The sequence below is a fragment of the Polynucleobacter sinensis genome (assembly GCF_001595985.1).
GTDB classification, from domain to species: Bacteria; Pseudomonadota; Gammaproteobacteria; order Burkholderiales; family Burkholderiaceae; genus Polynucleobacter; species Polynucleobacter sinensis.
Window position 1 is genome coordinate 223,936 of record NZ_LOJJ01000002.1, and the last position, 12,946, is coordinate 236,881.

The 12,946-nt window shown below is 47.1% G+C and carries 19 protein-coding genes; 9 read left to right on the forward strand and 10 right to left on the reverse strand.

The window, feature by feature from the left end; translation table 11 throughout:
- Positions 1-28: 28 nt before the first annotated feature.
- Both AOB49_RS03235 and AOB49_RS03240 read right to left on the reverse strand, forming a co-directional pair.
- On the reverse strand, positions 29-331 hold the full coding sequence (locus tag AOB49_RS03235) for an addiction module antidote protein (RefSeq protein WP_062307870.1): 303 nt from the start codon (positions 329-331) through the stop codon (positions 29-31).
- On the reverse strand, positions 332-634 hold the full coding sequence (locus tag AOB49_RS03240; RefSeq protein ID WP_062307873.1) for a type II toxin-antitoxin system RelE/ParE family toxin: 303 nt from the start codon (positions 632-634) through the stop codon (positions 332-334).
- Between the two features lie 136 nt (positions 635-770).
- On the opposite strand from AOB49_RS03240, the gene AOB49_RS11980 reads away from it, so the two are divergent.
- Positions 771-923: a hypothetical protein gene (locus AOB49_RS11980; RefSeq protein ID WP_156471319.1), complete on the forward strand. Its 153-nt coding sequence runs from the start codon at positions 771-773 to the stop codon at positions 921-923.
- On the opposite strand, the gene nrdR is transcribed toward AOB49_RS11980, so the two are convergent.
- The gene (gene nrdR, locus AOB49_RS03245; protein ID WP_046329561.1) at positions 907-1,353 is read right to left on the reverse strand and encodes a transcriptional regulator NrdR; all 447 of its coding nucleotides are present in this window, start codon (positions 1,351-1,353) and stop codon (positions 907-909) included. The genes AOB49_RS11980 and nrdR overlap by 17 nt on opposite strands.
- 32 nt (positions 1,354-1,385) lie before the next feature.
- Positions 1,386-2,630 carry a serine hydroxymethyltransferase gene (gene glyA / locus AOB49_RS03250; protein ID WP_062307876.1) on the reverse strand — a complete coding sequence of 415 codons (1,245 nt, stop codon included), beginning with the start codon at positions 2,628-2,630 and terminating at the stop codon, positions 1,386-1,388.
- 76 nt (positions 2,631-2,706) lie between these two features.
- Between glyA and tolQ the strand changes: the two genes are divergently transcribed.
- The 7 genes from tolQ (at position 2,707) to queC (ending at position 8,054) form a co-directional block, all read left to right on the forward strand.
- The gene (gene tolQ, locus AOB49_RS03255; protein ID WP_062307879.1) at positions 2,707-3,363 is read left to right on the forward strand and encodes a protein TolQ; all 657 of its coding nucleotides are present in this window, start codon (positions 2,707-2,709) and stop codon (positions 3,361-3,363) included.
- A 2-nt stretch (positions 3,364-3,365) separates the two neighbouring features.
- Positions 3,366-3,785: a protein TolR gene (gene tolR / locus AOB49_RS03260; RefSeq protein ID WP_062307883.1), complete on the forward strand. Its 420-nt coding sequence runs from the start codon at positions 3,366-3,368 to the stop codon at positions 3,783-3,785.
- A 63-nt stretch (positions 3,786-3,848) separates the two neighbouring features.
- Positions 3,849-4,622, forward strand: coding sequence for a cell envelope integrity protein TolA (locus tag AOB49_RS03265; protein ID WP_245640596.1), 774 nt, complete (start codon positions 3,849-3,851; stop codon positions 4,620-4,622).
- Between the two features lie 3 nt (positions 4,623-4,625).
- Positions 4,626-5,927 carry a Tol-Pal system beta propeller repeat protein TolB gene (tolB, locus tag AOB49_RS03270; protein ID WP_062307886.1) on the forward strand — a complete coding sequence of 434 codons (1,302 nt, stop codon included), beginning with the start codon at positions 4,626-4,628 and terminating at the stop codon, positions 5,925-5,927.
- A gap of 126 nt (positions 5,928-6,053) precedes the next feature.
- Positions 6,054-6,554 (forward strand): peptidoglycan-associated lipoprotein Pal, encoded by a 501-nt coding sequence (pal, locus tag AOB49_RS03275; RefSeq protein WP_062307889.1) that lies wholly within the window; start codon positions 6,054-6,056, stop codon positions 6,552-6,554.
- 12 nt (positions 6,555-6,566) lie between these two features.
- Positions 6,567-7,301: a tol-pal system protein YbgF gene (ybgF, locus tag AOB49_RS03280; protein WP_062307891.1), complete on the forward strand. Its 735-nt coding sequence runs from the start codon at positions 6,567-6,569 to the stop codon at positions 7,299-7,301.
- A gap of 12 nt (positions 7,302-7,313) precedes the next feature.
- Complete coding sequence (gene queC, locus AOB49_RS03285) at positions 7,314-8,054, forward strand: 7-cyano-7-deazaguanine synthase QueC (protein ID WP_062307895.1); 741 nt, start codon at positions 7,314-7,316, stop codon at positions 8,052-8,054.
- Between the two features lie 14 nt (positions 8,055-8,068).
- Here queC and AOB49_RS03290 read toward each other — a convergent pair whose 3' ends face one another.
- The 6 genes from AOB49_RS03290 to AOB49_RS11985 are packed head-to-tail and all read right to left on the reverse strand — an operon-like array spanning position 8,069 to position 11,650.
- A complete protein-coding gene (locus tag AOB49_RS03290; RefSeq protein WP_062307898.1) occupies positions 8,069-8,683 on the reverse strand; it encodes a riboflavin synthase in 615 nt (204 codons plus the stop codon).
- 39 nt (positions 8,684-8,722) lie between these two features.
- Entirely contained in the window at positions 8,723-9,835 is a 1,113-nt protein-coding gene (gene ribD, locus AOB49_RS03295) for a bifunctional diaminohydroxyphosphoribosylaminopyrimidine deaminase/5-amino-6-(5-phosphoribosylamino)uracil reductase RibD (RefSeq protein ID WP_062307901.1), read from the reverse strand.
- Between the two features lie 38 nt (positions 9,836-9,873).
- The gene (locus AOB49_RS03300; protein ID WP_245640597.1) at positions 9,874-10,443 is read right to left on the reverse strand and encodes a GspH/FimT family pseudopilin; all 570 of its coding nucleotides are present in this window, start codon (positions 10,441-10,443) and stop codon (positions 9,874-9,876) included.
- Positions 10,436-10,765: a hypothetical protein gene (locus AOB49_RS03305; RefSeq protein WP_062307904.1), complete on the reverse strand. Its 330-nt coding sequence runs from the start codon at positions 10,763-10,765 to the stop codon at positions 10,436-10,438. Before AOB49_RS03305 ends, AOB49_RS03300 begins: the two co-directional genes overlap by 8 nt.
- Complete coding sequence (locus AOB49_RS03310; RefSeq protein ID WP_062307908.1) at positions 10,765-11,388, reverse strand: PilW family protein; 624 nt, start codon at positions 11,386-11,388, stop codon at positions 10,765-10,767. Before AOB49_RS03310 ends, AOB49_RS03305 begins: the two co-directional genes overlap by 1 nt.
- Positions 11,318-11,650, reverse strand: coding sequence for a type II secretion system protein (locus AOB49_RS11985; RefSeq protein WP_156471320.1), 333 nt, complete (start codon positions 11,648-11,650; stop codon positions 11,318-11,320). The genes AOB49_RS03310 and AOB49_RS11985 overlap by 71 nt, the downstream gene beginning before the upstream one ends.
- 142 nt (positions 11,651-11,792) lie before the next feature.
- On the opposite strand from AOB49_RS11985, the gene ribBA reads away from it, so the two are divergent.
- Positions 11,793-12,929 carry a bifunctional 3,4-dihydroxy-2-butanone-4-phosphate synthase/GTP cyclohydrolase II gene (gene ribBA / locus AOB49_RS03315; protein WP_062307911.1) on the forward strand — a complete coding sequence of 379 codons (1,137 nt, stop codon included), beginning with the start codon at positions 11,793-11,795 and terminating at the stop codon, positions 12,927-12,929.
- Positions 12,930-12,946: the final 17 nt, after the last annotated feature.

Here is a 12,946-nt window from a genome sequence, read left to right on the forward strand (position 1 = left end):
AAGGACTGCAATGCAGTCCTTTTTTTATTTAAGCATGCACACTCAACTTCATACCTAGAGCATGTATTACTCTTGTGACAGTCTCAAATCTTGGGCGAGCCTCAATCTTTAGGGCTCTATAAAGAGACTCCCTAGTAACCCCGCTTTTTTTAGCAATATCAGTCATTCCTTTTGCCCTTGCGATATCACCAATTGCGGCGACAAATAAAGCGGGGTCGCCGTCCTCCAAAACCACTGTTAGGTACTCCGCAATGTCCGCATCCGTTTTTAAGTAATCCACAACATCAAAGTCGGGTAAATCACCTATCTTTATCTTTTTCTTTTTTGTCATTTAATCCTCCAGTGACTCCAGTAATTTTTTGACAGCTTTTATGTCTGCAGTTTGACTAGCCTTGCAGCCTCCACCTAACATAACCACTACCACTTGATTACGCTTAACGTAATACATACGCCAACCTACTCCAAAGTGCTCACGCATCTCCCAGATTCCTTTTGAATCAGCTATTGGAGCAATATCACCAAAATTTCCTAGAGCTACTTTGCGTAGCCTAGCCCCCAACCTGCGCTGAGTCAAAGAATCACGTATTTCAGAAAACCAAACATCGAACTCAGCCATTTTTTTGATTTTATACATGGCTAAATTGTAATCAATCAATTACAGTATAAGCTCAAAGACCACCCAATGGAAATAGCTATTTATTTCAATTCAGAGGATGACTTATTGATGCTAAATTTGAACTATCGCAGATCAAAAATCAGATAGCAGAATCATGCGTGAAATTCGCGAAACCATGTATGGTCTTTACCGCTGTGGAGCGCTAGCCACAAAAGACCTGGAAGAATTTATCAAACAGACTGGAGGAAAAACCAAGAAATCAAAGTTGAGAGATCCAGACCTCAAAACCCCTACTTCAACTCTTTGAGCGCGCTCTCAAAGGACTCAATATCTGCAAAGCTTCTATAGACAGAAGCAAAGCGGATGTATGCGACTTTATCTAAGCGTTTAAGCTCACGCATCACTAATTCACCAACACGCTCGCTTGGGATTTCTTTCTCGCCCAAGCTGAGTAATTTTTCTTCGATACGAGCAATGGATTCATCAACAGAATCCGAGGAGACAGGACGCTTACGCAAGGCAAGCTTAACTGAGCTCACTAATTTTTCGTGACTGTATTCAACGCGACTGCCATTCTTTTTGACGATTGCCGGAAGAACCAACTCAACACGTTCGTAGGTCGTAAATCGTTTATCGCATTTAGCACAACGGCGGCGGCGGCGAATCGTATCGCCTTCATCAGATACCCGAGTATCTAATACCTGGGTATCGTCGTTGTGACAAAAAGGGCAGCGCAATGAATACTCTCTTTAGCTCTAGAAATTCACTCTTAGCCGTATACCGGGAAACGCTTAGTCAACTCGGCAACTTGCGCGCGCACCTTGGCGATATTTTCTGGATCATTTGGATTATCCAAAACATCCGCAATGAAATTACCCACCTGACGTGCCTCAGCTTCTTTAAAACCGCGCGTTGTCATTGCTGGTGAACCCAAACGAATTCCGCTAGTCACCATCGGTTTTTCTGGATCATTTGGGATACCGTTTTTATTACAAGTGATGTGTGCCTCACCCAATACGCGCTCAGCTTCCTTACCAGTCATTTTCTTGGCACGCAAATCAACCAACATCACATGAGAATCTGTACCACCAGAAACAATGCGCAGGCCACGCTCAATCAAGGTCTCAGCCAAGGCTTTAGCATTTGCGACTACTTGCTTTTGGTAATCCTTAAAGCCAGGCTCTAACGCCTCTTTAAACGCAGCTGCCTTACCAGCAATCACGTGCATCAAAGGACCACCTTGCAAACCAGGAAATACAGCAGAATTAATGGCTTTCTCATGCTCAGCCTTCATCAAGATGATGCCGCCACGAGGGCCGCGCAAACTCTTATGGGTAGTTGAAGTCACGATATCAGCATGGGGTACTGGATTTGGATATACGCCAGCAGCTACTAAACCTGCATAGTGAGCCATATCCACCATAAAAATCGCGCCCACTTCTTTCGCTAATTTACCAATGCGTTCGAAATCAATCTTCTTGGAATAAGCAGATGCGCCAGCGATGATTAATTTAGGTTTGTGCTCACGAGCCAAACGCTCCATTTGCTCATAATCAATCTCTTCATTTTTATCTAGGCCATAAGCGATTGGATTAAACCACTTGCCGCTCATATTCAATGCCATGCCGTGGGTCAAGTGACCACCTTCTGCCAAGCTCATACCCATAAAAGTATCGCCAGGCTTTAAGAAGGCTAGGAAGACCGCCTGGTTAGCGGAGGCGCCACAATGAGGCTGTACGTTTGCTGCTTCAGCACCAAAAAGGGCCTTGACACGATCAATGGCTAATTGTTCAGCTACGTCCACAAACTCACATCCACCGTAATAGCGCTTACCTGGATAACCTTCAGCGTACTTATTGGTCAACTGGGAACCTTGGGCCTGCATCACTGCTGGGGAGGTGTAGTTCTCAGAGGCGATCAGCTCAATATGGTCTTCTTGACGCTTATTTTCATTCTGAATCGCTGCCCACAATTCTGGGTCGGTTTTGGCTAAAGTATTTTGACGGTCAAACATAGTAATAATCCTGAAGAAGTTGGATTACTAAGTGAATTAACTTAGTAAAATCAACCTACATCATACAAAATCCACCATGACACCTACACAAGACCTCTCATTCCTCTCCCTAGTCCTCAATGCCAGCCTATTAGTCCAGTTAGTAATGTTGTTATTACTGGGGATGTCCGTGGCCTCTTGGACCATTATTTTCAAGAAAACCGCCATCCTGCGGGGTGTTAGACGCGATACAGAGCGTTTTGAGCGCGATTTTTGGTCTGGCGGAGACCTCGGCACCCTCTTAGAGGCTGCTCAGCGCAATACCCGTAGCGATGCGGTTCTGGAGCATATCTTTGAGGCCGGGATGCAGGAGTTTATGAAGGTTCGTGAAATCGATGCCGCCCGCCGCGCCATGAAAGCGACCTACCAGCGTGAAATGGACATGCTCGAGGCAAATTTACCGTTCTTAGCCTCTGTAGGCTCAGTTTCTCCATACATCGGCCTTTTTGGCACGGTTTGGGGAATCATGCATGCCTTCCGGGGCTTGGCAAACGTACAAAATGCCACGCTCGCAGCGGTAGCCCCTGGTATTGCTGAAGCCCTGGTTGCCACTGCCATTGGTCTGTTTGCCGCCATTCCAGCAGTAGTCGCTTACAACCGCGCGGCTACTGATGTGGATCGCCTTTCCATCCGCTTTGAATCCTTTATCGAAGAGTTCACTAATATCTTGCAACGTCAGACTGCAGGTAAATAAGCATGGCTGGCTCACTGCGAAAATCTTCAAAGCGTCGGGCGATGTCCGACATTAATGTGGTGCCCTACATCGACGTGATGTTGGTCTTGCTCGTGATCTTCATGGTCACAGCCCCTATGGTCAATCCTGGGGTGGTGAACCTCCCTACTGTTGGTGGCGCCAAGGTTCAATCCCTGCCACCAGTGTTCTTAACAATTGATGCCAATGAGAATGTCATTGTTCGCAAAGATGGTGATCCCGTTCAAACCCTGAACAAGTTTGAACTTGGCGCCTTTGCGCGATCACAAGCAGAAAAGTCTGCAGATCAACCTGTAGTTCTTGCTGCTGACAAATCCATTAAATATGAAGTAGTCATGGATGTGATGTCCAAGTTAAAAGAAAACGGTGTCAAGCGCGTTGGTCTTGCGGTAAAGAGTCAATAAGCCCCCTGTCTTTGATACATGAATAGCGCGCAAACTTTTCAATCGCACTTCACAAGAGGTCGTTTGACAAAAAACGAAAGTACTAAACGTGCTTTTAGTTTTTCTCTGGCTGCGCACTTAGGTTTGCTGGCATTTCTGATGATTGGTATCAGCTGGAATAACTCAACACCTTCAGGAGTAGAGGTCGAGTTATGGGATGCCAGTCAACAAGTGGAAACGCCTGCTGCCCCGGAAGTCAAAACCGAGATGAAAGAAGAAGCGGCTGACATCGCAATCAAGAAAAAGCCAGTTGAAAAAGAGCCTCCTAAAAAAGAAGTGGTGAAAGAAACTCCTAAGCAAACCAAACCGACTCCACCAAAGGAGAAGGAAAAAGAGAAGCCCAAAAAGACAGAGCCAGCCAAAAAAGTAGAGACTCCTAAAGCAGCTACTCCAGCAGACACTAAAGCGAATGCTGCCGCTGAAAAAGTGCGCGCTGATCAATTGGCCCGTCTTCGCGCGGCCGCTGGTGCTGAAGGTGGTAGCGGTGGCACCAGTGGAAGTGGTGTCGGCGCTGGTGGTAATGCCCCTCCCGGCTGGACTGATAAGGTTATTAAAAAAGTGAAGCCGCTTATCGTATTTAATCCAGAATCCGTAAGCGGCAATCCTGCGGCGGTTGTTAAAGTCAATCTGGCACCTGATGGTGCAATCTTGAGCACGGATCTTGTAAGCTCTAGCGGCAATACGGGCTGGGATCGCGCAGTATTGCTCGCACTCACTCGCGCAGAAAGCCTGCCAAAAGATGACAATGGCAAAATTCCTCAAAGAGAAGTAAAGCTGACCTTTAAACCTAAGGACTAAAGCATGTTGCAATTCATCCGCAAAATCGCATCCATAAGCGCGACTATTTTTACAGTGTTATGCGCGAGTGTCATCACACCCGCAATGGCGCAAATGAATATTGAGATTACTGGTGTTGGTCAGTCGCTCTACCCCATCGCAGTGATGCGCTTTAAAGATGAAAACAAGTTACCCACGAGCGTGACGGAAATTATTCGTCAGGACTTGGCACGCAGTGGCTACTTTAAAAATACCGAGAATGGTAACGCCAGTGAAAGTGATGAGGGCACTCCAAACTACAAATCTTGGGCGGCGCGTGGAGCAGACGCTTTAGTAGTGGGCTCAGTAGTACAAACAGGCGCATCCCAGTTTGAGATTCGTTACAAATTGTTTGATGTGCGCAAATCACAAAGCTTGGGTGGTCTTAATCTCAACTCTAGCGCTGATAACTTACGCGCAGCCGCACACAAAATTGCGGATGACATCATCTTCAAGCTATTAGGCGAACGTGGCATCTTCTCGACACGCCTTTCCTACGTTATCAAAGAAGGTAAGCGCTATCGCCTGGTTATCTCAGATGCCGATGGTCAAAATATTCGCAATGCCATGAACAGCGGTGAGCCAATTATTTCTCCATCATGGTCTCCTGATGGCAAAAAAGTGGCCTATGTTTCATTTGAGGATCGCAAGCCAGTGATCTATGTCCATGAACTCGCTACTGGCCGCCGGATTTCCCTCTCCAACCAAAAGGGAAACAATAGCGCGCCAGCATGGTCGCCAGATGGCAAGAAACTCGCAGTATCCCTCTCCAAAGATGGGAACACGCAGATTTATGGCATCAATGCGGATGGCACGGGCTTACACAGACTGACTCGCGGCTCCACCATCGATACTGAGCCTCAATACTCTGCTGATGGTCGCTATATCTATTTCACCAGTGATCGCGGCGGTAATCCACAAATCTATCGCATGAGCGCTGAAGGTGAACAGGTAGAAGGGGCAAAGCGCATTACCTTCAAACAGGGCTTTGTGACTTCACCCAGGATTTCACCAGACGGTAAATATTTGGCCTATATCGCTAATATTGGTGGCGCCTTCCGCCTTTATATCCTCAACCTTGCTACCGGCGACTCGCAAGCGCTCACAGATGGCAGCAGCGATGAATCCCCGTCTTTTGCCGCAAACGGCCGCTACGTTCTCTATTCCACCAAGCTAGGTGGTAAGCGAGTCTTGGCAGCGGTCTCGGTAGATGGCAACTCTAAACAGGTATTAAGCATCCCAGGATCTGATGTGCGCCAGCCATCCTGGGGTCCATTTATGGACTAAGAGTCAGCGACACTAAGTCAGGCGAGGTTAGCGCTTTCTGCTCAGGTAGCCAATATTACGTTCTTAGGGGCATAATATTGGCTATTAGCTTATTTAGTTACCTCATTTGTAGGAAAAGGACTGATTATGAAAATCTCTATCGCACGCCGTACTGCCACCCTCGCTCTTGTAGGCCTAAGCACAATATTTTTAGCGGCATGTTCTAGCGTTAAATTAGATGATGTCAATGGCGCGAATGGCGGTGATAGCGGAAACTTTGGTTCTCAGCCATGGAATGATCCTAAGAGTCCACTCTTTCAGCGTAGCGTCTACTTTGGTTTCAATGAATACACTGTTCAGACAAAATACCAACAACAATTGTCTGCCCATGCAAGCTTCTTGAAGGCGAACCCGAAGCAAAAGATCATTATTCAAGGCAATACCGATGATCGCGGTACAGCTGAATACAACTTGGCTTTAGGCCAGCGCCGTTCTGATGCGGTTCGCAAGTCACTCAATTTGATGGGTGTTTCTGATGACCAAATGGAAGCAGTCAGCTTTGGTAAAGAGAAACCAAAAGCAGAGGGTGATAACGAAGCCGCCTGGGCCGAGAATCGCCGCGCTGATATCGTTTACATCACAAACTAATCAGCAATAGGCATGCATAAGCTACCTAAGCCATCCACCTCTTTTAAACAAACGCTCTTACGAGCGTTTTGTTTAAGCGCCGCGACTCTTTGCCTATCGAATAATGCTTGGGCACTCTTTGCTGACGATGATGCGCGTAAGGCAATTTTAGATTTACGTAAATCATTGGCGACTACGCAAATGGATTTACAAAACCAGATTGAGAAACTCAAAGCAGAAAATGCGGAGTTACGCGGCAAGGTCGAGAACTTAGAGAAGCAAGGCGAAGATATCAGCAGCAGCCAAAAGACCTACTACCAAGATCTCGATACACGCCTTGGTAATTTTGAGCCCCGCACCGCCACGATTGAAGGCGTTACTGGCACAGTGCAGCCCAATGAGAAAAAAGCCTACGATGACGCTCTCAAGGCTTTCCAGGCCGGCAATCTTAAGAAAGCCGACGAGGGATTCTCAGCCTTTGCAAATCGCTATCCTAAAAGCCCTTATTTGCCACTTGCGCTTTTCTGGAGCGGTAATAGTAAGTACGCTAACAAGGACTACAGCGGCGCCATTGCTCAATTACAAAGTCTAATTAAACGCTACTCAAGTCATCCACGCATTCCATCAGCAATGCTGACACTCGGTAATGCACAATTAGAAAGTGGTAATAAGGCGGCAGCTAAAAAAACCTTCGCAGAAATTATCAGCAAGTATCCAGATACTGAATCGGCTAAAGACGCTCAGCAACTCAACGCTGCAATCAAGTAAGCTCAACGCGTCATGTCTTCCTTATCTGCCGCGTTTCAGAATCTCGCCCCCCGCAAACCTGGCGCACCCGCGGTCATTCTGTTTTCTGGTGGGTTGGACTCCAGCACGATTCTCGCCTTGGCAAAAGACCTAGGTTATTCCCCATATGTGTTGTCAGTAAGTTATGGGCAACGACATTCTTCTGAATTAGCAGCAGCAAAACATATTGCCAAGAAGATGGGTGTAATCCGTCACGAAATAGTAAATTTAGATCTGACTCGCTTTGGCGGCTCGGCTTTGACTGACTCCACAATCGCAGTGCCGATTACCCCAGGTAAAGATCAAGAAATCCCTATCACCTATGTGCCCGCGCGAAACACGATCTTGTTGTCTCTCGCACTAGGCTGGGCAGAATCTCTGGGGGGTCTCGATATTTTTTATGGCGCTAATGCGGTCGATTACTCCGGCTATCCCGATTGTCGTCCAGAGTATGTGGCCTCATTTGAGACCATGGCCAATCTCGCCACCAAAGCTGGTGTAGAAGCTATTCATAATGACAATCGCTTTCGTGTTCACGCGCCCATCATTAGCATGAGCAAAGCGGAAATCATTCAGCTTGGAACGACTCTAGGAGTAGATTACTCCCAAACCGTTTCCTGCTATCAAGCCAATGATTTGGGCGAAGCTTGTGGTGAATGCGAGTCTTGTCGTTTAAGGCAAGTTGGGTTTGAACAAGCGCATTTAAGCGATCCAACGCGCTACCAAAAAAAGTAACGATTTAACCTAGATTACTTCTGGGTTTCTAGCATCCGCGCAACATAACGCGCGATTAAATCCACTTCGAGATTAACCGCATCACCCTGTATCAACTTGCCTAATGTCGTGTTCTCCAGTGTATGGGGAATGATGTTGATATCTACCAAGCAGGTATCTTGTGTATCTTGCGTTTTGTTTACCGTAAGAGAAACGCCATTAACAACTATCGATCCCTTGTAAGCCAAAAATGGTGCGAGCTCTTTTGGAGCCTCAATCTGCAATAGCCATGAACCGTAAGGATCTTGGGCAACAGCAGCGAATTTAGCAACCTTACCAACACCGTCCACATGGCCGCTGACTAAATGACCGCCGAGACGATCATTAAGGCGCAAGGCTTTTTCTAGATTGACGGGACCGACCTTATCCAAACCTACGGTCTTATTCAGAGACTCGCGGGAGATATCCAGCGCAAAGGTGCTATCCGTTAATTCTGTTGCAGTCATGCAAGCACCCTGAATGGCAATACTGTCACCCAAAGCGACGTCATCAAGGTACGCAGCGGGAACTTGAACAACTAAATGCAAGCCATCACCTTTTGCTTGAGCACTCTGAATTTGACCAACAGCTGTAATGATTCCAGTAAACATAATCTGACTTTAGTTTGTATTAGTTCAATAAAAAATTGTTTAAGGCTTGAGCAGGCGTAAACGCAGATCAGAACCAAATGCACACTGATCTATGATTTGCCAATCTTGTCGTTGCTTGAGCTCTGACAGTGGCGACGTATTAGCCATACCCATCCCCTCACCCATGAAGAATGGGGCATAGTAAAGCAACAACTCGTCTACACAATCTTCTCGCAATAGAGAGCCATTTAATTTAAAGCCCGCTTCAATATGAATTTCATTCATATGACGTTCTTGCGCTAAATATGCAAATAGCTTCGGTAAATCTACCTTGCCATGCGCATTAGCCATGGCAATTACCTCAACCCCCTGCGCTTGTAATGCTTTTGCCTTTTCTTGAGCCTGAGGTAAATCTAGTGAAGCGCATATCAAGATCACACCAGACTCTGCAGCATCTAAGACCTTTGCATTGAGCGGTGTTTCTAATTTGGAATCAACAATCACTTTCCAGGGCTGACGCTCAGTCTCGACATCCCTCACATTTAAGGTAGGGTCATCCTCTTTTACCGTTCCAACACCAGTCAAAATCGCACAGGCCTGCGCACGCCAATGATGCCCATCAGCTCTCGATAGTGCATTGGTAATCCACTGACTTTGCCCATTTGGCAACGCTGTTTTACCGTCTAAGCTGGCGGCGATTTTCATTCGCACCCAGGGCAAGCCTCTAGTCATGCGTGAGATAAAGCCTCGATTTAAAGCGTGAGCTTCTTGCTCCAATAGACCACAACGAACATCAATACCCGCTGCCTTTAATCGCTCCAAGCCTTTGCCGCCCACTAAGGGGTTGGGATCTGACATGGCCACAATAACCTTTGCAGGCTGAGCGGCAATCAAGGCATCTACACAGGGCGGTGTTCTGCCAGTGTGATTACACGGCTCAAGCGTGACATACACCGTGGATCCGCGTGGATCAAAACCTTGGGCCTTTACATTGGCCAAAGCCTGCACTTCGGCATGAGGGCCGCCCACCTTCTGCGTATGACCAACGCCAATGACTTGATCTTGTTTGACAATGACGCAACCCACCCTAGGGTTGGGGTTGGATAAATAGAGAGATTTTTGAGCTTCGGCCAAAGCCTGGCTCATGAACTGGTGGTCGACTGCGCTGTACATGGGTCTATTAAAACCGATTGTGGGCAAGTCCGCCAAATTTACCTACATCCCCTTGAATCCTTGCTGGGGTCGCAAATGCGCCATCGACCACCACTACTCAAGATCATCTGCCGCTCCAGACTGGGATCTTGATCATGTCCCAATATCAAGCGATTTGCCACAAAACCACCTTGACCCGATTTAGCGGCGCCGGCCGCATTAAAGGTAATGCCCCGCCTAGAGGAATGGGGGTCAATAAACTGCTTTCCACCACCCTTAAAGTAAATTGGATCTATTGCTCCTTGAGAAAACCAATGGCGCTCGGTACAAAAATGCTTTTGTAAGGATGGCTTGCAAACGCTTTTTACCAGCCAGCCCTCTTCCCAAAGATTTCCATGCACGGGGACAATTTGCACGCTTTCTCCCAACGTCAATGCTTGGCCCCTGGCAAATTGGGCATGAGCGACAAATCGTCTAGCAATAGTGTCGATTTCACGAACGGCGATTTGATGATGCAATAGCGGCATGGTGAAGACTGCCATCATGGCAACTAATAACACTACTGCCATGAGCTCAAGCAAGCTGGCGCCCTGCTCCTGACTCCAGTATTTAAGCAATCGATCACTCAAATTGTTGACGCCAATTCAAACGACTGACCTGATTAGTATTTTCATCCAAATGAACCAAAATTTCTAAATGGGGCTTTTCAATACTAGAGATCAACCAAAGATGTTTACCTACTGACCGAATATGACAAGCAGAATTTTCAAGTAGAGCAATTTGAGATAAGTGTTGCTCACACTGTAAGAGCGCCTTTTCAGATGCGATGAATCTTTTGCCAGACTCCACCACAGAATTTGTGCCAATGATTTCAATTGCACTCAAGCGTTCTAAGCAGGCCACCAAGGAAGAGAATAAGACCAAAAGCGATAAGACCCAGGCAATGATCATCAGAGATTGCGGGCAAAAAAAGTACGCTCAAACTGACGATGAATCAGACCCCCATCGGTCATTTCTAAAATTACCTTGAAGACCTGATGGGCACTGCTCCCTTGCCGCTCAATCAATAGTCGATGCACGCCATTCATGAGGGTTGTATTTTGCAATCGACCCTGACGGTCTAATGATTGGCAAATCAAGGATCCGCCGTTGACACGTATCCCTTTTGGCGCCATGGCTTGACGCTCCACCACAAATCCTTGATGTGCCAAATGATTTCTAGTGCGATCGCCTGACAGTACATTACCGATGCAATCAAAATCAATTCCTTGAGACAGCTCATGCTGAACCATCAAGGAATCTGAGCGTTGATAGCCCACACTTTTATGAATCTGAATCAATTCACGCTGACGAACCTGATTCCGAGTGGGATGTTGAAAGGATTCCGCGCGACGATAGCCTGCCATCCGAATGGATCTGCCGATTAACTCCAAGGCCCGATCCGCATCTTGAGTCAAGAGCTGTACCTTCTCGTATTCCATTTGTTTAGCAATGAGCTCACCACTATTTTTTAACAATGGTGCGACCAGAATCAGGGACATGGCCATGCCGACGAGACACTCGAGTAGACTCATTTAGCGAGCTCTTTGGACTTGGATCATTTTGTTTGGCAAATACAGATTGAGCGATTTCATGTTGGTCTAATTCCTGTTTAATATGAATACGCTTTTCCTGCTCCCGCATAAAACGTAGACCCAATGTTTGATAGGCTTGACCCAAAGCAATCCAGCTACTCGCGATCAAACTCATCAGAATTAAGACTTCAAGCAAAATAAATCCATTTGCACGCACTTCCAGACTGGGGGCTCTGGTGGATATAGGGCTGAAATGGGGCATAAGATATTTTCTTGAGATCCAGTGTGCAAAAAAACGTCCTAGATCGACATCTCCCGTCAGAAAAGCTTGATATTGACTTAATAAGCGCGTAGTCCTGAGCCCGTAGCCCTAAAAACCCCCGCTCAGCTTAAAATAGAGGGCTATGCAAAATAATCTCGCCACTACAGAGGAAATCGTTGCCGAGCTCAAAGCCGGCAAGATGGTTATTCTGGTTGATGAAGAAGATCGTGAGAATGAAGGCGATCTCGTACTCGCCGCTGATCACATCACTCCTGAAGCAGTCAATTTCATGGCCAAATATGGTCGTGGACTCATTTGTCTCACCCTCACCCGTGAGCGTTGCCAACAACTTAATCTCCCATTGATGGTTAGAGACAATGGCACCTCAATGGGCACCAATTTCACGGTATCGATTGAAGCTGCGAGTGGTGTTACCACTGGAATTTCTGCAGCTGATCGTGCTCACACCATTAAAACGGCAGTGGCACCCAAAGCTAAACCGAATGACCTCGTTCAACCTGGGCATATTTTTCCACTCATGGCTCAACCAGGTGGGGTGCTCATCCGCTCTGGCCACACTGAAGCCGGCTGTGACTTAGCGGCGATGGCCGGATGCTCCCCAACATCAGTCATTTGTGAAATCATGAAAGACGATGGCAGTATGGCGCGTCTCCCAGACTTGCTCGAGTTCGCCAAAACACATCAACTCAAGATTGGCAGCATTGCCGATCTGATCCAATACCGCAGCCAACACGAGAGTATTGTGGTGCGCGAAGGTGAGCGTGAGTTTGATACGCCTTGGGGTAAATTTCAAGGCATTATTTATCGAGACACTCCAAGCTCCTGCATTCATATTGCGCTGATTCACGGGAAGCCTTCAGAAGCTGCAGAAACTCTCGTACGCGTCCATGAGCCTGTGACGGTACTGGACTTTCTAGATGCCCATGTCAGCACCCACTCTTGGCCTTTGGCGCAAGCATTACAAAAGCTGGCTTCTGCCCCTAGTGGTGTGGCTGTTCTGCTCAATGCTTCCGGGATTGCAGCCCCCAACGACAGTGACTGGCTAGCGCAGTTTCAGAAGCTCAATGGCTCGCAAGAGGTATCTTCGTCAGTGCCATTAGCGCGCAAAACAGATTTCCGGAGTTACGGAATCGGCGCCCAAATTTTGAAAGATATTGGCGTTGGAAAAATGCGTTTGCTAGCCAACCCGAGTCCGGTACCAAGTCTATCGGGTTACAAGCTCGAAGTCACTGGCTATACCCCCTTCGAACCCAATTAATCGAAATACCAAAACTT